The sequence below is a fragment of the Paenibacillus sp. AGC31 genome, from assembly GCF_057334655.1.
The window spans coordinates 332,608-356,313 of sequence record NZ_JBHFJH010000024.1 but is presented as its reverse complement, the minus strand read 5'-3'; the positions used below and the strand labels follow the sequence as shown (position 1 = coordinate 356,313).

Below are 23,706 nucleotides of genomic sequence, written 5' to 3'. Positions count from 1 at the left end.
CATTATAGCCGTTTGTTTCACTTGCTATATAAGCGTTGGTGACTTCTGAAATAACATTGTTGTGACCTGCTCTGCGTCATGCGACAAAAAAAGCTGTTCCTCTGACGCATATGTGCGTTAGAGAAACAGCTTCTCGCCGTTGTTATCATCAACAGTACAAATCGAATGGCATTCTGACCATCAATATGCTCCTGTATACCTTAAGTATCGGAATATCTCATTAGTTACACTTTGAACTTGTTAATTTGCTCCTGCAGTTCTTCCGCCATTTTGGATAATGAACCTGCGGATGAAGCGATCTCTTCCATGGAAGCCAACTGCTGCTGAGTTGCGGCAGATACATTATGAACGCCGCCCGCTGCCTCTCCGGCAATGTTGGAGATCTGGCGTACATAGCCTACAACCTCAGTTGTACTCGCCGACATTTCTTCTGAACCTGCAGATACTTCCTGGATTTCACCCGCTACTTTGTTGACCGCATCCGAGATCTGTTCGAACGCTTGTCCTGCCGCAGTAACCATCTCGATTCCTGACTCTGTCTCACTGCTGTTCACTTTAACTGCCTGAACAGCATGATCCGTATCTTTCTGAATCAATTGAACGAGATCCGTAATTCTTTGCGCAGATGTGGAAGATTCCTCAGCGAGCTTCCGCACTTCTCCCGCAACTACGGCGAAACCACGTCCATGCTCTCCTGCTCGTGCGGCTTCAATGGCTGCATTCAGTGCAAGCAGATTAGTCTGCCGGGCAATGTTGTTGATTACCTCGGTAATGGTTCCAATCTCTGCTGAACGTTCCCCCAGCCCTGTAACCAATTCAGTCAGCGAAGCAATGGAATTTCGAACAGAACCCATCTGTTCAACCGCTTGCTGAATAATCATATTTCCTTCGGAAGACTGATTCGCCGCATCCACAGCAGATACGGATACACTCTGAGCAAGCTCGGCAATCTGCTCCGATCCAAGAGCCATCTCATTCATCGCCTGTGAAGAACGCTTCACAATATCAACTTGATCAGATGTACCTACAGCCAATTCCTCGACTGTTTGGGAAATCTGTTCCGAGGCTTGAGTATTTTGCTCTGCACTTGCAAGAAGCTCCTCCGATGAAGCAGCTACCTGTTCGGAAGTCATCGATACCGATTCAATCATGGAGCGCAGATTGCCACTCATGGTATTGAAAGAAGCCGCAAGTGTTCCCAATTCGTCTTTGTTCTTGAGCACAATCGTTTCACCCGTCAGATCACCATTGGCAATAGCCATGGCCGCTTCATTCATCTTTTTGATTGGACGTGAGATGATACTTGCAATGAAGAATGCAATGAATATCGCAACCAGGAAAGCAAAAATCGTCACTGCCAAAATTACATTAAATGTATTTTCGGCCATCACAACCGATTCATTTGTTGCCGCGTCTGATCCTTCATTACCTAAAGTGATTAACTTGGTGATAGAGTCGTTTGCTGTGTACCACATCGGGTAAGCCTCTGTATGTAAACGACTGGACTCTTCATAATTGTTCTTCAAACCAAATTCGATAAATGCTGGCATTTTCGCCACATAAGCATCATAATTCGTACTAAAATCATTGTAGAGCTTCATCGCTTCATCATTGCTCTCAATGAACGTTAGCAGCTGTTTACGCTCACCTTCAATCTTCGTAAGCAGCAGCTGTAATGCTTCATTTAACTTAGCTGTTTCATCTTCGTTCTGTTCAACGATAATCGCCAGCGCCAATCGTTCTACGTCTGAGATGTCACCATTCATCAAGCCCAAGAGGCTTACACTCGGCATCCAGGTCTGATCCACATCATTGGCTTTGCCAGACATTTCATGGATCTGAATTAGCGCATAGCTGCTTACAATAATCAACAAAGCTACGACTATGAGAAAACCAGTCAGTAACTTGCCTCGAATCGTTAACTTCAATTTCCCCAACATGTTTCCCCGCGTGTCTTCCATGTGTCCCACTCCTCAAATAATACATATTTATAGTATATCGTCACCTGTAGTCATGAATTGTAGATGTTAGAATTCAATTTCTCTAAATTTCTTGTAACTTCGAACATAACATAAAAGAAGCCTCCCATCTTTGGCAGAACCAGAGATTAAGAGACTTCTTTCATTCAATGAAACTACCACCACTTCACTAGACATTGTTTATCAGACATTACTGGAAAACACGTCGGTGTATGTTAATGAAAAAGTCGGGAATCGACTTGGTATAATTGCGTGTTGTAATCAGAACCACACTAAGCAGACTTCCGAGAATGAATCCTCCCAGAATATCTCCTGGATAATGTACACCAACATATACCCGCGACACCCCTGTCAACACAGCGAGTAACAACATCCATAACCCGAAGCGACGTCCAATAAAGAATGAAGCAGCCGCTAGAGCAAATACAAAGGAAGCATGTTTACTTGGAAAAGAAGGATCAGGTACATGGGCAACCAGCTGATGCACAGTCCCTTCTACAAAAGGTCTTGGATGACCGACCGCTGGTGATATCCCCCATTTGGCCAGAACTAGCGCTACAATGGATGCCACACAGGCATAGAAAACAATTCGCTGTTTCGATGGTTCGCCGAGAAACCATACGATAACAAGCAGTGCGATCATGACCCAAACCGCATACTCGGATGATGTGATCATAAACCAGTCCAGAAACGGTATTTGGTCTGCATACTGATTAATCCAATTAAATAGTGATTGATTCATAACTAACTTTTAATACCCCCATTACACAAAACAAGATTAGTTTTTACATAATAAATATACACTAACTATTTGTCAAACATTCCTCACATTGACCGATGTTACGAAATCAAAGAGGACTTTTTGCTTTCTTTTTGTTAAACTAGTTTGGGTTACATATCAGTTCAATCATAGAAAGGTGAAGATTATGCTTAAAAAATGGTTATGGGGTACAGCCCTGACCCTGGCACTTGCGATTACAGGTGTCGTTGTATATTACGGATATTCGATTGTTCATTTTGCCAATAGCATCTCCACGGCTTCCGGGACTTCATCCAACTCGTCCTCTTCCGGCACAGACAGCGATTCAGACACACCAACGACAACGATTCCCAGATGGGAGGGCCAGGAACGGGTGAACATTCTGCTCCTTGGTGGAGACTCAAGAGGCGACGATGCAGGACGCTCGGACTCGGTCATGGTCGCTTCCATTGATCCGGTCACCAAGAAAGCCCATCTATTCTCCGTACTGCGAGATACCTATGTCGCAATTCCCGGGCATGGCAAAAGCAGACTTAATGCAGCCTTTTCCTACGGGGGTGCGGAGTTGACCAAACAAACCGTAAGTGATCTGCTCGGTATTCCCATCCAGCATTATGTCTACACAGACTTTACAGGTTTCATGGCACTTGTTGATGCGGTAGGCGGTATTGAGATCGATGTGGAGAAAGACATGTATTACACCAGTAAAGCAGATAAACATATGTACGACATTGACTTGAAAAAAGGATTGCAGCATATGGACGGCAAGACCGCCCTGCAATATGTTCGGTTCCGGCATGATGCCACCTCGGATTTTACGCGCACCGAACGGCAGCGGATCTTCATGACCCAGCTGGCCAAGAAAATGCAGAGCACCACGTCACTTTTCAAAATCCCGGATATCCTGGAAGCGATCGCTCCCTATATTAAGACGGACCTTAGTCCAACCCAGATGTTAAAACTCGCATCACTTGGCTTCGATATCCATGTGAACGATATCGATCAGCAGCAGATTCCTCCAAATAAGCTGCTCACCAATGAACTCGTGGGCTCAGCACAGGTGCTGGGTGTCGATGTAACGAAACTCCAGTCCTACATTCAGAAACTGTTTGAAGAAGATGCCGCGTCCTCGGAGACTCCATCATCAGAGGACCTGAACTAAAAACAATCAAAAAACTGGAGCATTGATTGAACAAGATCTGCCTGAGTGATATATCGACAGAAAAGACGGCCACAGCCGTCTTTTTTAGTACCTATTTTCTCCATTTAATGCAGTCTTAATGTATAACAGCTACCCTTATAGGATGAACTCCGGTTTCTGGAGGGAGGATTATAATGTGAAAAAACCGCGAATAGCGGAATGGACCGAACTGCGGGGCATTGCCTTTCTGGCAATCGTCATGCAGCATAGTATCGCTGAGTATATCTATCGTGCTGATATTGAACAACCGGATTCCATTATGCTGACTATGATTTATCATCTGACCCGATTTGGTACGCCAACGTTTGTATTTTTATCGGGTGTACTGTTGTTTTACCATCACCGTAACACCAAACCGGAATATCCTCGCTTCATTCGAAAGCGATTTGGCGATATCTATATGCCGTTTGTCGTATGGACACTGATCTACTGGCTTGCTGTCGGTATCTTCACTCCCGCGTTCTGGCGTGGAGGCATACCCGATTTGCGCAGTCTTGTTCGTGAACTATTTATACCACAGACGGGATATCATCTCTGGTTTGTCATTATGGTGTTTCAGTTCTATATTCTGTTCCCCCTGTTCTGGACAGGAGCAAAAGCCATTCAGAGACGTATCCAGAACACCTCACGTTTCACGCCCATGCAAGTCATTATGGGGCTAATTCTCTTTGCAGCAGCACTATATGCCCTGCTTATGCAATGGTCCTACTATAATATGGGGGGCTGGACAGAATCCATGTCTGAGCCTTGGTCAACGTTGCTGCAATATCGCTCCTATTCATGGGTGATGTACTGGTTCTACTTTTTACTGGGTGCCGTGTGTGCCTGGTCAGTGGATAGCTGGAGGAGTTGGACCACCAAGGTGCTGCCATGGACGATCTGTCTGTTCATAGGGATGTATATATGGCTTGGATACGATGTGCTGCGTGGGTCCGGGGATGTTGTTAATCTGAATATCTCGACCTATCTGAAACCAACCACATTCCTGATCATTATGGCTCAGATGTTTATGATGTATGGTTTCCTTGTAGTGATGCAGGGCAAAGATACACGGTTTCAGCGCCTCTTAGCCTGGATTGGCCGCTATTCATTTGGTGGATATCTGGTTCATGCACTGGTGATCTACGCGATCGCTTATGTAACCAGACCGCTACAACTCAGTGGATGGCATCTGCCTGTAACGTTGCTATCGTTCCTTGTAACCGTTGGTATTGCTCTTGCAATCAGTTGGGCGCTATCCAAGCTTCCTGGCTCACGTTTCACCGTAGGGTTAATGCGTAAACCACGTTCTATACCTAATTCATCAGCTGCTGTGGACAAAAGAAATTCACCTGAGCGAACTCCGTCACCCGGCCCAACTCGCAGTCCGGGAACGAGTGAGCCGTTTTAAAAATAAAGAAGAGCGTCCCCTCAAGGAGACGCTCTTCTTTATTTCACTTCGCTCGAAGTTGATCGTCCAGGAACAGGTTCCTGGGGACCCGGGGCTGGATGCACGTTGCCCTTCTGATTCACAAATTTCTTCAGATCACCCGTTAATTGTTCCTTCAGCTTGTCCACCAGCTGCGTTTCACTAATGCCTTTTGCCTGAGCAATCTCAGCCAGGGACTTCCCTCCCTGAAGCTGCTCGTGCAGTTGCGCAGGAGTGACTCCAATAAACCGGGCAATTTCGCCCTTATCTACCATGGAACGTTTGCCATGGTGGGCAAATTCACGCCGCAAATCACCCAGCGGGGTATTGATGACCTTTTTCAACTTGGTATCCATGTCCGCCTTCGTGGCTGCAGCTTGTTCCTTGGTGAGACAACCTTCTTCTACGGCTTGATCCAGACGCTGTGCCAGTGTAGGCTTCAACTTCTGCAATAACTGCTCCTCACTAAGTCCCTTACGCTCTTTCGCAATCTGGGACAACGTCTTGCCAAGTTCCATCTGTTCTTTCAGATCCCGAAGTCCAATCCCAAGCAAGTCTGCTGTCTCACCAATCATAAACAGACCATGTCCTGCCTGCATGCATGGCTTCGCTGGTTTGCCGGAGGAAGAAGCTTTTGACGCATCTTCATGTTCCTCAGCCCGAACCGTTGAATCAGCGAATGCTACATGCCCTGTTGCTGCTGTTATGACTACGGCTGCCAATCCGGCTGCCATCCATGTTTTCCATTTCAAATTCATTTTTCTGCCGCCTTTCCGATGTCGAAATCCTGTGCCTTCCTAGTTTGAACCTAAAATCCACTTTTTTATGCCATAAAATACAAAAAGTCATCATTTTTCTCACAATTGATCACAAAAAATCCTATTTTTTTCAGTTTATTTCCGCTATACTAAATGTAACTTCATGATCTAGTCGAACAGTCCTTAGTCATCTTATCGCAGGAAGGACGAGATGTAATAATGCGGAAAGATTGGTTAGATCCGTTTAGATCTGATCTGGAGGTCGTGTTTGCTTCAGCGGAACAACGCGTACGGGAATATCCCGAACCCTTGTCAGGACATGCATTAGAGCAGCTACGTTCGGTTAATCCGCTGTTACAAGATTCGGGACACAGCTACATCGGGTACATCATTCCACTTTGGATGCGACACTCAGATAAACTACCCCCAGAGAAAGCACACCAATTAAGTACAGCCTGTCTCATTCACATGTTATATTTTCTGAATCAGGACGACGTGATGGATGAACAACCGGAGAATGCCACATTGAAGTTATCCCTGGGTAATCTATATTACATGGATGCACTTCAATCTTACTCGGTATTATTTAATCCTTCCTCCACGTTCTGGGTCTATTTCAGACAATATGTAGTGGATTGGGCCTTGAGTGTTACGGGTGAGCATTCCATTGATTATTTCCAGCAGAATCCCTTGTTGATTGCGCAAAAGGCTGCCCCTCTCCTCATTGGAGCTACTGGTGCACTCCTTCTTCAGAATCAGTCCGACCGGATCATCCCGGTGTGTTCTGCCATCAACATCACACTCATGACTCTCCAGATGACCGATGACTTCACAGACACGCAACAAGATGCTGTGCATGGAAACTACAACAGCTACCTCTCCCACATATCCGCAGCACTAAATCACAACTATCCAGTTCATCCTCTAAGCGAACGTATACATGACAATGTATACAATACACAACTCATGAACTCTTACGTAGACATTGCTTATCACTATAATCGTATACTAACATCGTCTAACTTAGGAATATCGCATCTTGAGGCGTTTAATTCTTATTTATGCAGCACTTTAGTACAAACTGTTCAGGACATTACACAACGGAAGAAACAGCTTCTCCAAGGCGGGTTTCATCACTGGATTAGCGAGCAACAGTTGGGATTATAAACATAAGGACTAAGCTGATTCAGTTTAATTTTAAATATGAAGGGAATGTTGACGATGATGGTATCAGAGAAAACGTTGCATGAGGATATTATTGAAAAGGCTTGGACTGACGAGCACTTCAGACAACAATTGCACTCCAATCCGAAGCAGGCGCTTCGTGAAGCGTTTGGCATCGTAATTCCGGAGCACATTCAGGTACGTACTGTTGAGGAGCAGCAGAATGACTATGTGCTTGTCATACCTCCCAATCCTTCCAAAGTAAATTATGATGTGAATTGCGGACCGTGGAGAAGTTAAACCGGGTGAGTTATTGGTAATGTAAGAAATCAGGGGTAGGAACAAAAAAGCCGCTGTATCCTTCTGTGAGTTCGTCAATCGACGAACTCGGCAAAAGATACAACCGCTTCTGTTCCTACCCCTTTGGTGCTTGTAAAGCTGATCTGTCCTTGCATCGCTTCAACAATTCGGAATGTCACCATCATGCCCAGGCCTGTGCCTTTGATTTTATTGGAGAAATAAGGCTCGCCCAACCGGGAGAGTGCTTCCTCGTCCATTCCTTCTCCGTTATCCCTGACATGCACCTTAATCATTCCATCCTGCTTGTACGCCCAGATATCAATCTGGCCTTGTCCCTGCAGAGCTTCAATACTGTTCTTGATAATATTGATAAAAGCCTGCTTGAACTTCGAGGAATTGCCCCGAATATATAGATCTGGCGGAATGTCAGTGGTGATTCTACCACCTTCCAGATTAGCCATCGGTACAAGAATGCCTTCAATATGATTGAACTCATCCGAGATATTGAGCGAGATAATATGGTCAAACTCAGGTTTGGCAAAGGTAAGAAAATCCGTTATGATGCCCGAAGCCCGATCAAGTTCTTCCAGTGCAATTCGCACATACCCCTTGTTTTTGTTGTCTTCCTGTTCCGTCATAAGTTGCAGGAAGCCTCTTGTCACCTGAAGCGGATTACGTACTTCATGGGCAACGGAAGCAGCCAGTTCGCTAATAATCTCCATCTTTTCGGATCGCTGCAACTCATTGTTAAACAGCTCCAGTTCCTTGGAATACTCTAGAACTTTAGTATGTTTTTCGGCAAAACGACTTCCGAGAATGGCAATCAACGAGATCACAAATGCAACCATGGACCATTTCCACCATAACAGATGATACGTCCCACTCCGCTGATAATACCACAACAGTTCAGCCACACTGATCAAGGCAAATGTACCGAATCCCGTCGCAAGCAGCATAGCTTCCCGATTTCGTTGCAACGCTTTGGCGATGGTACCAACCAACAGGATTGTTAGCAGAATGACCAGCACAATACCAACCACACGCTGTACGAGTAGATTGTATAGGATCTCCCATTGCCCACCTGAAGTAACATAGATAAATAAAGAGAACACAGCGATAACTGAATATATGAATAGTATTTTTCGCAGTTTGGTGAAGATTCCATGCAGTCCTGGCCCGATAATCTGTTCAAAAAAATAACATAGCGCTGGCATACCCAGCAGCATCGCCAGATCAAATACTACGGAATACAGGTCACCATATACCTGATAGAACGTATACAAAAATTGCGAGTACGTGATGATCATCGTGCCGATGGAACCCATCACGATGCATAGCGAGATCCATAATCCCTTATGGAATTTGCCAAGGAAGAACGTACAACTCAGCATCGTAATCGCTGTGAAGACAAAGGTCGCGCCCAAAATTACATCAATAAGTCCGTTATGAATATATTTCTCCTGTAACGCGGCATAAGGTCCAACCTGAACAGTACCTTGTATCCCCAGACGGCCTTTCTCATTTTGCGACCATACATAGAGCGTGTCACCTGAATTTTCGCTGGATAAGGGCAGCAGCACAGCATTATTATCATAATTGTAATGGTAGTTCTCGTAGACCTTGCGGTCTTCCTGATAAACTACAATATGATTGCCTTTAATGTTCTCAAATCGAATGGCTGAACTTTCCTCACTCAACTCAGGAATGGTCAGGCGAGTCCATAAAGAATTCGAGCGATCCGTATTGCTATACTCTAACTTATCGCTGCCCTGCTTTTCCCATATCTCGTCTGCTCCCTTAACCTCACTGATGAACCCTTGATCGTCGACGTTCCCCCATTTTACTTCCCATCCTGTAATGGATACAGATTGCTGAACCACTCCTGTAGTTGCAAAGACTATCCCATGTGGCATGCCTAGAATAATCAATACACTCATCCATAAGATGACGATAGCTTTGGGCACATTTTTCATTCACAGCACCTCAAAGTTCTAATTTTCCCTATCTTAGATTCTCTCATTTATCATTCGCCACCGTTTGTCACGTCACCTTCTTGAGATAAAATGAAATTTCACATTTAAGTCGATTTATAGTCTTATTTCCATTTTATTGTTAAAGATATTCGATTAATCACGCAAGTCTTCGAACTGGTTCACGATCATTTCTCGTTCTTTCTGTTCAACTTGACTCCGAAATTCAAGCCACTGCTCTGTCTCCTCATCATCATAGATGGTCCATATGTCGGAAAAAAGGAAATCCCGTAACTGTACAACTTGCCCGGACCATATACCACCTACCCAAAACAAACCATCCGGACGACGGATGACGGTACGGGAGAACCCGGGTGTGGAAGCCTTTTGCCCGATACGAATGCGTGTGATCATATTGCCCAGTGTGAACCAGTCCACATGAAATTCCTCCCTTACATATTCAAGCTTCATCATAACATAGGCAAAACAGGAAAAGCTGTAAAAACGATGGCTGCGATTCAATCCTTTGCTCCGGGTGTAATGGTTTCTCAAAGCAAACAAACACGCTAAGGAGATGATTACAATGAATGAGCCACATCGTACGGTTGAGGTGGAACATAAGGATGTTCAGCATAAGTCGGATTCAAGTATGGTCGCTTCCACATTTATTAAATATGCCGCATATGTCATTATCTTTTTCGGATTCTTATACTTCTTGGTTAAATATGTATTCCCCAAATTCTAAGGCATTCATATCGTAGTGAACACCCGGAGATAATAACCTGTGCAAGATTACAATACTAGCGCTTTGGGTAACTACGGGGTAAGAAGCTTTGGACAACCGACAATGAAAGGAAGTGTTACTCATGTCTGACAAACCAATTAGTAACGAAGAGAGCGACCGCTATTATGACCGTTATCAGAGGTCCCGCGATATTCCCCCAGAGACGGAAGTCCCGGAAGGCGATATGGATAGCTTTGATGAAGTTTCCGGCAGACGGATTGTAACGGAAGATTCGGATCTGGCACCCGTAGCTGTAGCCGCTGTGGACGAGCCGGAATTGGATTCACGTTTGGCTGAGACACCGCTGGAATCTGTACCGGATGCAGATCTTCTGCAACCGAACAGTCCGGTTGATCCTGCTGCACCCGATCCGGATGCATTGCATGGTACCGATCTGCTTAATGGTGCTGGTGCGGACGCCAAACCCGAGAACGACATTCCACCACGCCATTAACAGCTGTTATGACATCCTGAATGAGGAGGTGCATACACGATGAAGGAAGATCGCCAAAAGCAGGTGCATGAACCGGATAATCTCGTGACCGAACGGGATATTGACCCGGACTTCGGACTGTTCACTGAGGACTCCTTCCCCGAAGCACTTGAGGATGAGGATCAACGTGATGCGGTCGAGCATGCTATTCCCAAAGAGAAGGCTTCTCGTAAGCCCTCTTCGGATGACTAACTTATATAGATCCGTAGTAGACTTAAAAAAGATGACGTCTGTAATTTCACAGCGTCATCTTTTTTGTTACCTTTCAGTCCACTTTCTGTACGCAATTCAGCGTCACCGCTTTGCAGCAACCTTACTTGTTCCAGGCAGCTTGTGATCCAATCCAGACCACTTCGCTACAATTGCAGTGATTAACAATGCAATTCCGTTAATGATAAAAATCCAGCGAATCGGCAGCCAGCCACCGAGAACACCACCAATGATCGGCCCCGCCATCGTCCCAATTTGGGCAGCGGACTGATTCAAGCTAAATGCTCTTCCCCTGAAACCCGATGCGGTAGCCTGCACAATCATGGCGTTAATCGCTGGATATACAGCTGCAAAGAATAAACCGTACACAAACCGCAATATACCGAATCCGATATACCCTGTTGTGAAGAACTGCAGAAGGTTACCTATAGCTCCGCCAACCAGTCCAATGATCAGCACTTTACCGTATCCAATCCTTGAACCAATCTTGCCCCAGCGCGGTGCCATGATGACTGTTGCTACACCTACCGCGGAGAAAATAATACCCGAGCTAAGTGAGGCACGATCAGGTTGCACACCCATCTCCATCACATAGACCGTCAATAATGGCTCCAGAATCATGACAGAGAATGTACATATGCCCATCATGCCAAGCACTGTCATAAACAGCCGATTCGCTCTCGCTTCACGAATATCATCCATGACATGGGAACGCGCCTTGTTCCGGTTGAAGTTCTCCTCTTTTACCCAGAAGGTTGCGATGATCGCAGAGACCAGCACTACAATGGCCGAAAACAAAAATGCATTCCGGTTACCATAATAATGGCTGACCACGCCACCGATTAACGGTCCGATAATACCACCTGTTGCTCCCGCTGTAGACATAATGCCCAGTGCATACCCTGTCTTCTCTTCCGGTGTATTCGTGCCAACCAGGGCAATCGCTGCTGGAACAAACCCTGCAAGCAGACCCTGGAACAATCGAACAACAATCAGTGAATAGGGGTCCTGCACGAAGTAATTAATTAAATACAAGACGGCAAGACTATATCCCGACCGGATGAGCATGGGCTTACGCCCGTATTTGTCAGCCAGTGATCCCCAGAAAGGAGACACGAGCGCACTCGCCAGAAACGTAATACCGAAGGCCAATCCTGACCATAACTCCAGGTGATCACGAACCCCCAAGTCAGCACTTAGAAACAGGGGCAGGAATGGAATCGAGATCGAATACGCGGTGCTGCAAAAAAATACACCAATCCACAATATGACCAGATTGCGCTTCCACGAGAAGTTCATATACCCACACGCCCTTTCCGTTACTGACGCCGGGACTGCCGTGTATTGGAGCGGACGGAACAGACCCGTACGTCCCCGATGCGGAAGCATTTTCCTTATTTTACACCCATCATTCCATGAAGGCCATCCCTTGTTCACCACAAACACATGTATTACATTGCCATCCTGTCCACAAAAACGGTATGATAGTTGGGTAAATATCCAAATAGGGATTTGGAGAAAATATATGATGCAGAGATGCAAGGAGGAACGTTTTCATGTCTTTAACATGGAAAAAAAATACAGTAGTTTCGCTGGTACTCGCGATGCTGCTTATCGTCATTAGTGGTTGTGGACGCCCTTCGAGTGGCGCTACAGAAACACCAGCTCCAGTTGAACCAACGGGTCCCAATCCAGTAGCTACTATTGAAATGGCAGATGGCCAGAAGATCGTCATTGAGCTATATCCCGAAATTGCACCCAATACGGTGAACAATTTTATTTCACTAGCGAATCAGGGTTTCTATGATGGCACAATCTTTCACCGTGTTATTCCAGGTTTCATGATTCAGGGCGGAGATCCAGAAGGTAATGGTCGAGGTGGCCCAGGGTATGCCATTAAGGGTGAATTTACATCCAACGGTCACAAAAACCACCTGAATCATACCCGCGGAGTCATTTCCATGGCACGCGGAGATAATTTGGATTCGGCTGGTTCTCAGTTCTTCATCATGTTAGCTGACGCGGATCATTTGGATAATGCCTATGCTTCCTTCGGTAAAGTAACCGAAGGTATGGAAGTTGTTGATAGTATTGCTGCTCAGGAAATAGGTCAAGGTGACAAACCGGTTACCGATCAAGTTATGAAAAAAGTTACGGTAGACACCCACGGTCTGGAGTATCCAGAACCGGTAAAAATGCCTTAATTAATATCCATGCCAAACGGATGATAATCCTTGGGTATGACTTGTAATGAGCTCTAAACAAACAAAAGCTCTGTCCTGTGCGAATGTCGCAAGGCAGAGCTTTATTTATTGATTTTAATGATAACGGTTACATATATGACTTTATAAAAAATGACCTCTTCCGGCATCATCCTCAATACATCCATCCCATCAAACGTAACCAGCCGATAATCGCAATCCATAACGGGCAGCTAAAGGCAACGCCCCATGCAAGCCCTTTCAGTAAACCACGGTTTACTTCCACGAACAACGACTCCTTTCTCCAGGGAATAGTCGCAGTATCGGTAATAGTATATGATTTTATACCCGTTTTCATTCGTCACGCAACACTCGTTTTCCTGCTTTTGTTCCGCAGATTCATGGAATGCTTTACGGGAACCTGATATACTATGACTACTGTACGATAAATGGAACCTGATTCATGTTTGGAAAGGAGATTTTCCTATGGCAAAATCCAAAAAACGCACTCCTGCTCCCAAAGCAGCAGTAGCACAGGATAAACCCACAACACTGAAGGATCTGCTTAGCAGTGATGTGCTGGAGAAGCTGAAAGCTCAGGCGGATGAAGCCAAGGCTGCCGAAGCGGCTCTTAAAGAACAGGAACGTCAGCAAGCAGAAGAAGCTCGCCAAGCGGAGCAGAAGCGCCGGGATAACGACTTCGAATATTTGCTTAATAACAGTGCAATGGACTGGAAGAAACATAAGTAAGTATCGGACATGACTTGAATGAGTTTCCCACCATTCACATGCCAAAATAAGTTAACAGCAGACAGATGATGAAGTTGATCTGTTCCAGAACAGGGCCGCGTTGCGGTCCTGTTCTTTTTGATATATACACATATGATTCATCAGTCTTGAGCCGGGTATGTAAAAGTAGAGCGTACAACGACAATCTATACCATACGGAGGGATCAGAGATGACTGAACAGCGTTTGGAAGGAAAAGTCGCAATTGTAACCGGAGGTGGATCGGGTATTGGCCAGGCGACCGCTATTCGTTTCGCCGAGCATGGAGCCAAAGTGTACATGCTGGATCGCACACCCGAAAATGCGGAGGAAACCAAGCAGACGATTGAAAAAGCTGGCGGAGAAGCGTATGTGATCGAATGTGATATCTCCAAACCGGATAATGTGCAGAAGGCGATCAATCAGGCTGCGGCTGAAGCGGGTAAACTGGATATCATATTTGCAAATGCTGGCATCAACGGAACGATGGCCCCGATCGAAACCATGGACATCGAGGACTGGGACCAGACGATGGAGATCAATATGCGCGGAACCTTCGCAACCGTCAAATATGCCATCCCCCATCTGAAAGAACATGGCGGCAGCATCATTATTACCAGTTCCATCAACGGTAACCGGGTCTTCTCAGGGATCGGTTTCTCTGCATACGCTTCCAGCAAAGCAGGACAAACTGCGTTTACGAAGATGGCCGCACTGGAGCTGGCTCGTTATAAGATCCGTGTTAACGCTGTCTGCCCAGGAGCCATCGATACCAACATTGATGATAACACCTACCCGTCGGATGATCTGAAAGAAGTGCAGATTCCTGTTGAATTCCCCGAAGGACATGAACATCCGCTCAAGGGCGAACCTGGAACGTCGAAGCAAGTGGCGAACCTCGTTCTGTTCCTCGCTTCCGATGAAGCCTCTCATGTTACAGGTACACGAATCTATGTGGATGGTGCGGAATCTCTGCTCCGTGGATAAATATAAATATAAGTTGGCCTTTTTCAGGGACAACGCCCAAACATCCCGCAAGCGATCTGATTCGTTCCATTCAGATTACTGCGGGATGTTTTATTTATATAGAGTTTATAATGCGGCGCAGGCGCAACTACAAGGATTATCCCTATACCGCGGAGCTTTTACCTTTTTTCACACGATGCTTCAACCGATCTGGAATGGCAAAGAGCAAAATGTACATCAGCGAGAACAAAACTAGCGCAAGTATCTCTTCCCCAAGGATGTACATGGGATACGGACCTAACATATCAAGCACCGAGGGTGTACTCGGCTTGTGTCTCAAAAACATATAATTCGCGTCAAGCATAATATCTACAACGTATACGATTAATGCTGCCACATTCACAAATATCATCGAACCTGTTACAGATCTCCAGCTAGGTCGCAGCTGTTCCACCCAGGTCATGTATAGTAAGGCCATAATGATACAGGCATGAGCAACGAAAAATTGAATGAATCGAAAATGAGCATAACCATAACCCAGATTAGGCGTCAGGATCGCCATAAGGGCTCCAGCAATACCTGCAAACAGCAGTGCAGAATGTAACAGTCGACTGCGTGTCAGTAGTAACAACGCCGATAATAGCAGAGACAGACTGCATAGTTCGAGCGGCAGTGAGGTCTGCAGGCTCCAAATCCCTCCATACACATACCAGAGTTGCAGCACGATTTCGCAGGCAAACATGACACAGGCCAGAGCGATTCGCAGTATGCGGCGTGCCCTCTCTGACCATGATCGAAGATGGTGTCGAAGCAAAAACATTAGTACAATACATGCTGTAATTACGCTAATTGAAACGATATGTGAACGGGAGAACAGGATAAACGGCTCTGCGTCATAAGGGTCCAGCCATGGTGGATACGCCACGCATCTCTTCTCTCCTTTTCGATTATCTCACCAACATTATCTCTCTTTAATGTTAACTTTTTCATTTTGCCATTGAATGAAAATGCTGTCCAGTTGGAATTCTAAATAAGCATTGTAATTTAAATATCTTTATGTTAAGATAAATCCAGAACCAAAACAAACGAAAAGTTAGTAACTTTCTTAATAAAGAATAAATTTAAATAAACTCAAAAAATATTCAACTGAACTTTTACACTATCCCATTTCATCTAGGAGGAATTTATTATGCAAATCAAAGGACTTCACCACGTATCAGCTCTAACAGCACATGCCGATCAGAACTATCGTTTCTACACCAACATCATGGGTTTGCGCCTCATTAAAAAAACGGTCAATCAGGACGATGTGTCCGTCTACCATCTCTTCTATGGCGATGAGAAAGGCAATCCGGGTACCGAACTTACCTTCTTCGAGATTCCGATGGCCGGACAGACTCGTGAAGGTGTGAACAGCATATCTGGCACGTCACTGCGCGTTCCAAGTGATGCGGCACTTACTTACTGGCAGCAGCGTTTTGACGAATTCGAAGTCCCACATGGAGAGATTGTTGAACGGGGTGGTCGTGCCACACTCTCGTTCACAGACTTTGAAGGACAACGTCTGATTCTGGTCTCGGATGAAAATAATACAGGTGTCGCTGGTGGTAAACCCTGGGATCAGAGCCCTGTGCCTGCCGAGTATGGCGTTGTAGGCCTTGGCCCTATCCATCTTACGGTAAAAGATGCTTCCCTTACCGCTCCGGTTCTTACCGAACTGCTCGGTTTCAGAGCTAAAGGAAGTTACCCTGCCTTTACTCCAGGTCAACCTGATGTACTCGTTTTTGAATCCGGTGAAGGTGGCAGCGGCTCCGAGGTGCATGTTGAGGAACGGAATGACCTTGCCCAAGAGCGTCCTGGACGTGGCAGCGTACACCATGTTGCGTTCCGTGTGGATAATGAGGAAGAACTGAAACAATGGGTGGAACGGGTTCGTAACTTCCAATTCCCTAACTCCGGGTTTGTAGATCGCTTCTACTTCCGCTCCCTGTATTTCCGTGAAGCAAACGGTATTCTGTTCGAACTTGCAACCGATGGTCCGGGATTTGATACAGACGAAGAATTGGAGCATCTGGGTGAATCGCTTGCTTTGCCTCCATTCCTTGAAGGTCGCCGCGCCGAGATTGAAGCCAATCTCAAACCGCTGGATACCGTCATTCGTTAAACATTAAAAACGATTATCACCATGTGTGTTATGGACTTGATCCAGCAACACCATTGTTGATAATCGTTTTTTATTACGTCTATTTTATTTAACCAAATACGATGTTGTAAGAGGTACAAATAGCGATGAACCTGGATCTTCTGAAACAATCTCAACAAACACAGCTTCAGTGCCCGATACATCCACGTCAAGGCTAACCAATCCGCTTCCCGGCGATATACTCAACTTTTTGAGAACCGTATTGTCCTGGTTGATTACCTGTATCTCCTGATTCCCTTGAAGAGCGGCCAGTTCCAGATGCAGGGAAGAATACTTTTTGCCCGTCATGATCTGGAAGTCGTCTCCTTGCTTCACGGAATCTGTATGCAGATATACATCTTTATAATCCTTGCCTTTGTAAGTAGTCTCCGCAGGATCTTTGGTATGCCATGCGGTAGATCCCAACACCGTCGTTCCCAGTGTACTTAGTGTTACTTTATCGTTGGTTACTGGCCCGGTTTCATTTTTCCCACCAATCAGGACGGATGAAGTTGCACTGTCATAAGTGATCTCTGTCCCAAGCAAGGATCCTACAGCACGTACAGGCAAATAAGTCGTTCCGTTGTAGGTGATAGGCAACACTGTTTTACCATTTGCATCTTTGGCTGTCACCGTGGCACCATTCATTTTTAGCGTAATCTTGCTGTTCAGATAGGCTTTAATCTGTTCCAGTCCTGTTGCTGCGAGTGCACCTGTTCCGATTCCAAGCGTTAATGTGCCTACCATCAAACCCAGTACAACCTTTTTCTTCATCAAAATCCCTCCTGAATGTTAAAATGATTTGTCCTTTATACATTTAAACGACTAAAGTGATAAAGTCAATTGTTTCCTGCATTTTTAGTGCACAGTGCCTATTTCCGGGCAGCACAAAACGAGGCTGTATGTCCCGATTTTTTTCAGCCTCGCCCTGTTTCCCACTGTCCGTATACGGAGTAAGGAAGATATTCTTGTCAGATGTTCACTTAACTCCACACTCGAGAACTTTCAATTCCCGTTGTATTACGATATCAACATGACACCATTAATCAAAAGTTTCATAATATTCTTCTTCATACACTTCCATACTGTACTTCAAATCTACGGCCTTCCACTCACCATCTTGATACTCATAAGTAAATGTCAGATCACCGGCATATAAAGCCGCACCGTAAGATCCTGCTGCTGATACGACAAGCTGGCCATCTTCTATACTGTAATAGGTTACTCCACCGAATCCCAACTCTTCGTTATATACGCCGCCACTCGTATCTTCCTCGATCCGTAAAGGTTCTGCTTGAACGCCATCAACGGTGACATCAACATCCACACGGTCTGATCTAACCGTAACTTTCGACTTCACATGTTGTTTCGCAATCTCATCCAGAGATTGCATCTTCATCTCTTCCAGCGTTACCGGATTAATGATACGTGCTTGTCCTAAATAAATACCTGTTCCATGACCTTCCGTGTACAGAACAATAATCTCTTTCTGGCCGTCTCCATTCAGATCCAGCTCGTGCACTTCGGGTTTGTAAGACCCACCTTCTCCCTGCCAATCCCTAAATTCTCGCGTTTTGCCGTCCACTTCCAGAATCATTCCGTTATATATATAACCTGAACCCTCAACTTTCATAGGGTATAATCTGACTTTCTTATTCTCTGGAGCTACCGAAACGTATTCCTCTTTCACGGGAATGGATTCCTGTGTTGTCTTCGTTGTGTCATGCATTTTATCTATATTGGAAGCCTCGACCACTGCGGTCTGGCTGGATTGATCATCTATGTTAAGCTGTTTTTGCGATTCATTCATGGTTCTGGCAGCCGAAGTTGTACTAATCGTAGCTACCGCCAAAATAATCATCAGCAGGATACCTGTCCAAGTTTTCAATATACTGGGCTCCTTTATCTGTTGTGATAATCCTATTATATCTTCATTTATCGCTTGCAAGTTGCGAATTTGTTAATCTTTCATAAAATAATCTTTACAAATTTTCGTTTTCACGAAAGAACGTTCGGTTTTAACCAGAATAAGCAAATTCTCATGCCAAAACTGTTCTCCAAAAACAAAAAAAAATCCCGAACACAGCTTAAGGCTGCATCCGGAACGCTTTGGTTTTGTCCAATAACCGATCGGTTAATTGTCTCAGTTCTTCAGCCGAGGATGAAATCTCCTCCATGATGGCTGTCTCTTCATGTGCGGCATCCATAATTCGTCTCGCCTCATCCGAGAACGATCCGGCTTTCCCCTGGATCTTCTTCACATGACCGTGCGTTTGCTCCACGCGACCGGTCTGTTCCGCGATCTTGGAACCGATATCATGAGCACCCTTCATAAATACTTCCACTGTGCCTGTCAGCTCATGCAACGTCTGATCCACAGAGATGGTCCGCTCCGATTCATTGACCACGAGACCATGCTGCTCATGAGACAGTTGGGCTGTCTCCCTGATCCGTTGCTGCACACGACTTATCAGCTCATTAATACGATGTACCGATTCCTTACTTTCGTCTGCCAGCTTGCGGATCTGCTGCGCCACGACTGCAAAACCAGAACCCTCTTCTCCAGCTCGTGCAGCCTCAATTGAAGCATTCAGGGCAAGTAACCCTGTTTCCTCAGCAATGTTTTTGACAGAATGGGTAATTACCTCGATATCGGAGGCTTCCTTCTCCAGCAGCAGCATAATGTCACGGGAACGATTGTGCGACTCGGCCAGCTCGTCCATCCCTTTCATCAACGATGAAAAAGTCTGTTTAGTATGATCCACCGATCGTTCCATCTGACCGGACATCTCTGTCATGTCCATGGACTGGCTATGCATACGCTGGAAATCGTTCAGCATCTCATCCGCAGTGATCAGAGATTGATGGGAAGTGACCTTCTGTTCTTCTACGCCTACCGCAATATGATCCACCGCATCCGACATCATCTCGATCTGTTCCGCGGCCTGGGTAATCGCTTCACTCAGAGACTGTGCGTTCTGTGAAGTCGTTCTTGTGCTGTCTGCAATATCATTTACAATGCTTCGAAGGTTAGAAACCATTGCGCGAAAAGCATCATATAATACGGTAAGTTCATCCTGCGTGCGTCGCTGCGGAATTTCGGTTGTCAGGTCACCCGCTGAAACCTGCTGTGCAGCCCGGGACAGGTGAACGATTGGACGAGTCAGCCAGCGTGAGGCAAACCATCCCAGAATCCCGTTCCAGCATACTCCCATGATCAGGATAATCGATATGTACACCCAATTCGGAATATCTAACGTAATCCAGTCTTTGACAAAAAATATAAAAAAGCCGCTAGTTCCGTAGGTAATAATCGAAATCAGTACCAGACCTGCGACAGTCTTTGCTCCTAAAGTCCATTTCATGTGCACACCCCGTAGTCCTTTTTTCCTATTTTACCAATCAGGTACCAAATATCATGTGATATACATCACTGAAAACGTTCTATTCCTCCCATACTTGCCGTTCATGCATGACTTCTCTATCATAAAGCGCATAATGTATAAGACAAGCTTGGCCCCCCTCCCTTTCTTAAAAATTGAATAATATCCCAATTTAATATCCCTAATTTTATTTATTATCGGCACAAGAGGACAAATGATTTAGATTGGCATCCATTTTGCTTAAATGATATACTGAGTGCGCTTCAGCAACACTGAAGCCGAACTATTTTTATTGATGCCACTGGAGGCGAACGAGATGTCTACTATGTCCACACGGACGGAGAAAGATTTTATCGGTGAAAAAGAAATCCCGGCTTATGCTTATTACGGAATTCAGACGGTACGGGCCGTGGAAAACTTCCCGATTACCGGCGTTCCGGTACACCGGGAGCTGATCACGGCTCTGGCTGCGGTGAAGAAGGCAGCAGCGATTACCAACATGGAGTTGAAAATGCTGCCGAGCAAGATTGGCGATGTGATCGTCATGGCGGCTGAAGAAATGATGAAAGGCCATCATTTGGATCATTTTATTGTAGACTCCATTCAGGGTGGTGCAGGCACCTCCATGAATATGAATATGAACGAAATTTTGGCCAACCGCGGGCTGGAACTGTTAACGAAAAGCAAGGGAGACTACTTCCATTGCAATCCAAATAATCATGTGAACATGTCCCAGTCTACTAATGACGTGGTTCCTACAGCACTGCGCATTGCGGCGTACCAACTGTCGGAGACGTTACTCGCTACCATGAAAAGACTACAGGATGCATTCCGTAAAAAAGAACTGGAATTCAACGATGTGGTCAAGGTTGGCCGTACCCATCTTCAGGATGCCGTACCTATTCGCCTTGGACAAGAATTCGGAGCTTATGCCCGTGTAATCGGACGGGATATTGAGCGTCTTGAATTCGCCAATCGCCGCTTGCTTACCATTAACATGGGTGCAACTGCCGTAGGTACAGGACTTAATGCCAAACCCGAATACATCGTCAAGGTTACAGAGCACCTGTCTGATGTTACCGGACTTCCACTACAAACAGCTGAGGATCTCGTGGATGCAACGCAGAACACAGATGCCTATCTGGAACTTTCAGCAGCGCTGAAGGTATGTGCGGTTAGCCTTTCCAAAATCTGTAATGATATTCGCATGATGGCTTCAGGTCCGCGTGCAGGATTCAATGAATTGCGCCTGCCACCACGTCAGCCAGGTTCGTCCATTATGCCGGGCAAAGTTAACCCCGTTATGGCGGAAGTCATTAACCAGGTATCCTTCCAGGTGATGGGGAACGACCATACAATCTGTATGGCGTGTGAAGCCGGCCAATTCGAGCTGAATGTCATGGGACCAGTTATTGCATTTAACTTGCTGCAATCGCTGAAAATTATGAATAACGGCATCGATGTTTTCACGCGTTATGCAGTTGAAGAGATGGAAGCTAACCGTGAGCGCTGTGAATTAATCATGAACCAAAGTTTCAGTGTGGTTACGGCGTTGAACCCGCATTTAGGTTATAATGTGGCAGCTTCCATCGTGAAGGAAGCGCTCAAGACTGGGCTTTCCTTGCAAGAGATTATTCTGGAACGCGGATTGCTGACACCGGAAGAACTGGAAGAGATTCTTCATCCGGAACAGATGACTACACCAGGGATTGCCGGAGAACACTTCCTGCGTAATATGGAACGATTGTAGGTATCAGGAAATTGGTACAGCAACCCAAACACGAATGATTAACAAGAACCCCCGCAGACCGTTCATCCGGTTTGCGGGGGTTCTTGTGTATTCAGAGATGATAAGACGCCAGCTATTCGATTAAGTCCACCGTTTACGCTCAAGGGAAGGCAGAATCTGAAGTTCCTCCCTGTACTTGGTAACCGTTCTGCGGGAGATTAGAATCCCTTCCTCGGCGAGCAGTGTAGCCAAACGACTATCCGAGTATGGACGCTGAGCCTGTTCCGTGCGAATGATTTCTTTTAATCTGCGTTTTACCACTGATGCTGATGTTTTATCCCCTGACGTTGTACTGATTCCCGAGGCAAAAAAAGCCCTGAGTTCATATACCCCATGTGGGGTCTCAATGTATTTACCGTTCACCGCACGACTTACCGTTGATTCATGCATGCCAATCTTCTCTGCAATAACAGCCAGATTAAGTGGTTTTAGTGCGGATGGGCCTTTGACCAAAAAATGCCTCTGCTCTTCCATCACTGCCGCCAGCACACGCACTAAAGTCCTGCGCCGCAAGCGTACACTCCGAATGATAGCCCTCGCCTCTGCCACGCGGGTAGACCAGATTGCGTCCGGAGCCTCTTCCCTGATCCAGTGGAAGCACGCTTCATTCATCGATACACGAGGGTTACCTGCTGCATGCAGGTTAAAATGGGCCTCACCGTAACGCAATCCGACAATGGCATCCGGAATAATGTAATGTGGCCGTTCTGTACATCCGATGGATCGACAGGGCTTGGGATCGAGACGTGTAATATAGTCATAGGCAGTCTGAGCTTCCTGCGAAGTCATGCCTAATCGACTCCCTGTTCTACCTGGGTGAAAAGGAACCAGTGCTTCCAATCCGGCTTCCACCATCCGCTCCGCATTCAGCGCGGCTGATGGATCACGTCTAATCTGGAGCAACAGACATTCTTGCAGATTCCGCGCCCCTACACCAGCAGGGTCCAGCGATTGGAGAAGCTCCAGTCCAGCTGCAATCTTGCTCATCGGAAGCTCAAGTGTTGCTTGCACCTCTGCCAGTTCAACCGTCAGATAACCATCGTCATTAACGCACCCTGCCAAATATACGGCCATATTTTCCAATTCGTCTGAAATTGTCATCACTCGAATTTGCGCAATCAGCAATTGTTCCAGAGTAGGTTCGGCACCTTTGGCCTGAAGCAACGGATCATAGGAACCATACCTGCGCTGATCCATTCGCCGCGGAATTCGGGCGAGGGGCGCAGCTTGTTCTTCCAGTTCAAGTACTGGATTTTCCTCCGCCGCATCCAGCAAGTAACGGGTCAGATCCTGGCCAGACATGGTTAACAAATGAAAGGATTGTTTCATCTCCGGCGTGATGGACAGCCGAATACGTTGTTCCTGTACCAACTGAACACCTAACATCCGTT

The 23,706-nt window shown here is 45.9% G+C and carries 23 protein-coding genes; 12 read left to right on the top strand and 11 right to left on the bottom strand.

Going from position 1 to position 23,706, the window contains the following annotated elements:
* Nucleotides 1-224: 224 nt before the first annotated feature.
* Nucleotides 225-1,961, bottom strand: a complete 1,737-nt coding sequence (locus ACE04G_RS09350) for a methyl-accepting chemotaxis protein (RefSeq protein WP_260632570.1) — start codon at nt 1,959-1,961, stop codon at nt 225-227.
* Nucleotides 1,962-2,169: 208 nt separating this feature from the next.
* Nucleotides 2,170-2,721, bottom strand: coding sequence for an undecaprenyl-diphosphatase (locus tag ACE04G_RS09345; RefSeq protein ID WP_221819034.1), 552 nt, complete (start codon nt 2,719-2,721; stop codon nt 2,170-2,172).
* 184 nt (nt 2,722-2,905) lie between these two features.
* Between ACE04G_RS09345 and ACE04G_RS09340 the strand changes: the two genes are divergently transcribed.
* Nucleotides 2,906-3,901, top strand: a complete 996-nt coding sequence (locus ACE04G_RS09340; protein WP_221819033.1) for an LCP family protein — start codon at nt 2,906-2,908, stop codon at nt 3,899-3,901.
* Nucleotides 3,902-4,076: 175 nt separating this feature from the next.
* A complete protein-coding gene (locus ACE04G_RS09335) occupies nt 4,077-5,330 on the top strand; it encodes an acyltransferase (protein WP_449005283.1) in 1,254 nt (417 codons plus the stop codon).
* 38 nt (nt 5,331-5,368) lie between these two features.
* On the opposite strand, the gene ACE04G_RS09330 is transcribed toward ACE04G_RS09335, so the two are convergent.
* Nucleotides 5,369-6,106: a hypothetical protein gene (locus tag ACE04G_RS09330; RefSeq protein ID WP_221819031.1), complete on the bottom strand. Its 738-nt coding sequence runs from the start codon at nt 6,104-6,106 to the stop codon at nt 5,369-5,371.
* Nucleotides 6,107-6,325: 219 nt separating this feature from the next.
* Between ACE04G_RS09330 and ACE04G_RS09325 the strand changes: the two genes are divergently transcribed.
* Together ACE04G_RS09325 and ACE04G_RS09320 are read left to right on the top strand one after the other, a co-directional pair.
* Complete coding sequence (locus ACE04G_RS09325; protein WP_221819030.1) at nt 6,326-7,273, top strand: hypothetical protein; 948 nt, start codon at nt 6,326-6,328, stop codon at nt 7,271-7,273.
* A gap of 54 nt (nt 7,274-7,327) precedes the next feature.
* Nucleotides 7,328-7,570, top strand: coding sequence for an NHLP leader peptide family RiPP precursor (locus ACE04G_RS09320; protein ID WP_091015589.1), 243 nt, complete (start codon nt 7,328-7,330; stop codon nt 7,568-7,570).
* Nucleotides 7,571-7,644: 74 nt separating this feature from the next.
* On the opposite strand, the gene ACE04G_RS09315 is transcribed toward ACE04G_RS09320, so the two are convergent.
* Both ACE04G_RS09315 and ACE04G_RS09310 read right to left on the bottom strand, forming a co-directional pair.
* Nucleotides 7,645-9,543 carry a sensor histidine kinase gene (locus ACE04G_RS09315; protein ID WP_221819029.1) on the bottom strand — a complete coding sequence of 633 codons (1,899 nt, stop codon included), beginning with the start codon at nt 9,541-9,543 and terminating at the stop codon, nt 7,645-7,647.
* Nucleotides 9,544-9,696: 153 nt separating this feature from the next.
* Entirely contained in the window at nt 9,697-9,978 is a 282-nt protein-coding gene (locus ACE04G_RS09310; protein WP_017690238.1) for a hypothetical protein, read from the bottom strand.
* A 145-nt stretch (nt 9,979-10,123) separates the two neighbouring features.
* Here ACE04G_RS09310 and ACE04G_RS09305 point away from each other — a divergent pair, with 145 nt between their 5' ends.
* The 3 genes from ACE04G_RS09305 (at nt 10,124) to ACE04G_RS09295 (ending at nt 11,009) form a co-directional block, all read left to right on the top strand.
* Nucleotides 10,124-10,285: a hypothetical protein gene (locus ACE04G_RS09305; RefSeq protein WP_221819028.1), complete on the top strand. Its 162-nt coding sequence runs from the start codon at nt 10,124-10,126 to the stop codon at nt 10,283-10,285.
* A 121-nt stretch (nt 10,286-10,406) separates the two neighbouring features.
* Nucleotides 10,407-10,778: a hypothetical protein gene (locus ACE04G_RS09300; protein WP_221819355.1), complete on the top strand. Its 372-nt coding sequence runs from the start codon at nt 10,407-10,409 to the stop codon at nt 10,776-10,778.
* A gap of 39 nt (nt 10,779-10,817) precedes the next feature.
* Entirely contained in the window at nt 10,818-11,009 is a 192-nt protein-coding gene (locus tag ACE04G_RS09295; RefSeq protein ID WP_221819027.1) for a hypothetical protein, read from the top strand.
* A 102-nt stretch (nt 11,010-11,111) separates the two neighbouring features.
* On the opposite strand, the gene ACE04G_RS09290 is transcribed toward ACE04G_RS09295, so the two are convergent.
* The gene (locus tag ACE04G_RS09290; RefSeq protein WP_339308621.1) at nt 11,112-12,326 is read right to left on the bottom strand and encodes an MFS transporter; all 1,215 of its coding nucleotides are present in this window, start codon (nt 12,324-12,326) and stop codon (nt 11,112-11,114) included.
* A 257-nt stretch (nt 12,327-12,583) separates the two neighbouring features.
* Here ACE04G_RS09290 and ACE04G_RS09285 point away from each other — a divergent pair, with 257 nt between their 5' ends.
* From ACE04G_RS09285 to ACE04G_RS09275, 3 genes are all read left to right on the top strand, one after another.
* Nucleotides 12,584-13,231: a peptidylprolyl isomerase gene (locus ACE04G_RS09285; protein ID WP_221819025.1), complete on the top strand. Its 648-nt coding sequence runs from the start codon at nt 12,584-12,586 to the stop codon at nt 13,229-13,231.
* A gap of 483 nt (nt 13,232-13,714) precedes the next feature.
* Nucleotides 13,715-13,978 carry a YqkE family protein gene (locus ACE04G_RS09280; RefSeq protein WP_036612099.1) on the top strand — a complete coding sequence of 88 codons (264 nt, stop codon included), beginning with the start codon at nt 13,715-13,717 and terminating at the stop codon, nt 13,976-13,978.
* A gap of 209 nt (nt 13,979-14,187) precedes the next feature.
* Nucleotides 14,188-14,982: an SDR family oxidoreductase gene (locus ACE04G_RS09275; RefSeq protein WP_076214533.1), complete on the top strand. Its 795-nt coding sequence runs from the start codon at nt 14,188-14,190 to the stop codon at nt 14,980-14,982.
* 142 nt (nt 14,983-15,124) lie between these two features.
* On the opposite strand, the gene ACE04G_RS09270 is transcribed toward ACE04G_RS09275, so the two are convergent.
* On the bottom strand, nt 15,125-15,886 hold the full coding sequence (locus ACE04G_RS09270; protein ID WP_221819024.1) for a YwaF family protein: 762 nt from the start codon (nt 15,884-15,886) through the stop codon (nt 15,125-15,127).
* 264 nt (nt 15,887-16,150) lie between these two features.
* On the opposite strand from ACE04G_RS09270, the gene ACE04G_RS09265 reads away from it, so the two are divergent.
* Nucleotides 16,151-17,125, top strand: a complete 975-nt coding sequence (locus ACE04G_RS09265) for a ring-cleaving dioxygenase (RefSeq protein ID WP_221819023.1) — start codon at nt 16,151-16,153, stop codon at nt 17,123-17,125.
* An 84-nt stretch (nt 17,126-17,209) separates the two neighbouring features.
* Here ACE04G_RS09265 and ACE04G_RS09260 read toward each other — a convergent pair whose 3' ends face one another.
* From ACE04G_RS09260 to ACE04G_RS09250, 3 genes are all read right to left on the bottom strand, one after another.
* Nucleotides 17,210-17,917, bottom strand: coding sequence for a stalk domain-containing protein (locus ACE04G_RS09260; protein WP_221819022.1), 708 nt, complete (start codon nt 17,915-17,917; stop codon nt 17,210-17,212).
* A 268-nt stretch (nt 17,918-18,185) separates the two neighbouring features.
* Entirely contained in the window at nt 18,186-19,031 is an 846-nt protein-coding gene (locus tag ACE04G_RS09255; protein ID WP_221819021.1) for a hypothetical protein, read from the bottom strand.
* Nucleotides 19,032-19,230: 199 nt separating this feature from the next.
* On the bottom strand, nt 19,231-20,508 hold the full coding sequence (locus ACE04G_RS09250; RefSeq protein ID WP_221819020.1) for a methyl-accepting chemotaxis protein: 1,278 nt from the start codon (nt 20,506-20,508) through the stop codon (nt 19,231-19,233).
* Nucleotides 20,509-20,842: 334 nt separating this feature from the next.
* Here ACE04G_RS09250 and ACE04G_RS09245 point away from each other — a divergent pair, with 334 nt between their 5' ends.
* Nucleotides 20,843-22,276 carry an aspartate ammonia-lyase gene (locus ACE04G_RS09245; RefSeq protein WP_221819019.1) on the top strand — a complete coding sequence of 478 codons (1,434 nt, stop codon included), beginning with the start codon at nt 20,843-20,845 and terminating at the stop codon, nt 22,274-22,276.
* Nucleotides 22,277-22,396: 120 nt separating this feature from the next.
* Here ACE04G_RS09245 and rpoN read toward each other — a convergent pair whose 3' ends face one another.
* Entirely contained in the window at nt 22,397-23,701 is a 1,305-nt protein-coding gene (gene rpoN, locus ACE04G_RS09240; protein WP_449005282.1) for an RNA polymerase factor sigma-54, read from the bottom strand.
* Between the last annotated feature and the right edge of the window lie 5 nt (nt 23,702-23,706).

What these genes read in the sequence shown, in the direction of transcription:
- ACE04G_RS09300 (WP_221819355.1), top strand. Translation starts at nt 10,407, where the DNA reads ATGTCTGACAAACCAATTAGTAACGAAGAGAGCGACCGCTATTATGAC.
- ACE04G_RS09285 (WP_221819025.1), top strand. Translation starts at nt 12,584, where the DNA reads ATGTCTTTAACATGGAAAAAAAATACAGTAGTTTCGCTGGTACTCGCG.
- ACE04G_RS09325 (WP_221819030.1), top strand. Translation starts at nt 6,326, where the DNA reads ATGCGGAAAGATTGGTTAGATCCGTTTAGATCTGATCTGGAGGTCGTG.
- ACE04G_RS09330 (WP_221819031.1), bottom strand. Translation starts at nt 6,106, where the DNA reads ATGAATTTGAAATGGAAAACATGGATGGCAGCCGGATTGGCAGCCGTA.
- ACE04G_RS09260 (WP_221819022.1), bottom strand. Translation starts at nt 17,917, where the DNA reads ATGAAGAAAAAGGTTGTACTGGGTTTGATGGTAGGCACATTAACGCTT.
- ACE04G_RS09320 (WP_091015589.1), top strand. Translation starts at nt 7,328, where the DNA reads ATGATGGTATCAGAGAAAACGTTGCATGAGGATATTATTGAAAAGGCT.
- ACE04G_RS09265 (WP_221819023.1), top strand. Translation starts at nt 16,151, where the DNA reads ATGCAAATCAAAGGACTTCACCACGTATCAGCTCTAACAGCACATGCC.
- ACE04G_RS09340 (WP_221819033.1), top strand. Translation starts at nt 2,906, where the DNA reads ATGCTTAAAAAATGGTTATGGGGTACAGCCCTGACCCTGGCACTTGCG.
- ACE04G_RS09295 (WP_221819027.1), top strand. Translation starts at nt 10,818, where the DNA reads ATGAAGGAAGATCGCCAAAAGCAGGTGCATGAACCGGATAATCTCGTG.
- ACE04G_RS09280 (WP_036612099.1), top strand. Translation starts at nt 13,715, where the DNA reads ATGGCAAAATCCAAAAAACGCACTCCTGCTCCCAAAGCAGCAGTAGCA.
- ACE04G_RS09245 (WP_221819019.1), top strand. Translation starts at nt 20,843, where the DNA reads ATGTCTACTATGTCCACACGGACGGAGAAAGATTTTATCGGTGAAAAA.
- ACE04G_RS09305 (WP_221819028.1), top strand. Translation starts at nt 10,124, where the DNA reads ATGAATGAGCCACATCGTACGGTTGAGGTGGAACATAAGGATGTTCAG.
- ACE04G_RS09315 (WP_221819029.1), bottom strand. Translation starts at nt 9,543, where the DNA reads ATGAAAAATGTGCCCAAAGCTATCGTCATCTTATGGATGAGTGTATTG.
- rpoN (WP_449005282.1), bottom strand. Translation starts at nt 23,701, where the DNA reads ATGTTAGGTGTTCAGTTGGTACAGGAACAACGTATTCGGCTGTCCATC.
- ACE04G_RS09290 (WP_339308621.1), bottom strand. Translation starts at nt 12,326, where the DNA reads ATGAACTTCTCGTGGAAGCGCAATCTGGTCATATTGTGGATTGGTGTA.
- ACE04G_RS09345 (WP_221819034.1), bottom strand. Translation starts at nt 2,721, where the DNA reads ATGAATCAATCACTATTTAATTGGATTAATCAGTATGCAGACCAAATA.
- ACE04G_RS09250 (WP_221819020.1), bottom strand. Translation starts at nt 20,508, where the DNA reads ATGAAATGGACTTTAGGAGCAAAGACTGTCGCAGGTCTGGTACTGATT.
- ACE04G_RS09350 (WP_260632570.1), bottom strand. Translation starts at nt 1,961, where the DNA reads ATGGAAGACACGCGGGGAAACATGTTGGGGAAATTGAAGTTAACGATT.
- ACE04G_RS09275 (WP_076214533.1), top strand. Translation starts at nt 14,188, where the DNA reads ATGACTGAACAGCGTTTGGAAGGAAAAGTCGCAATTGTAACCGGAGGT.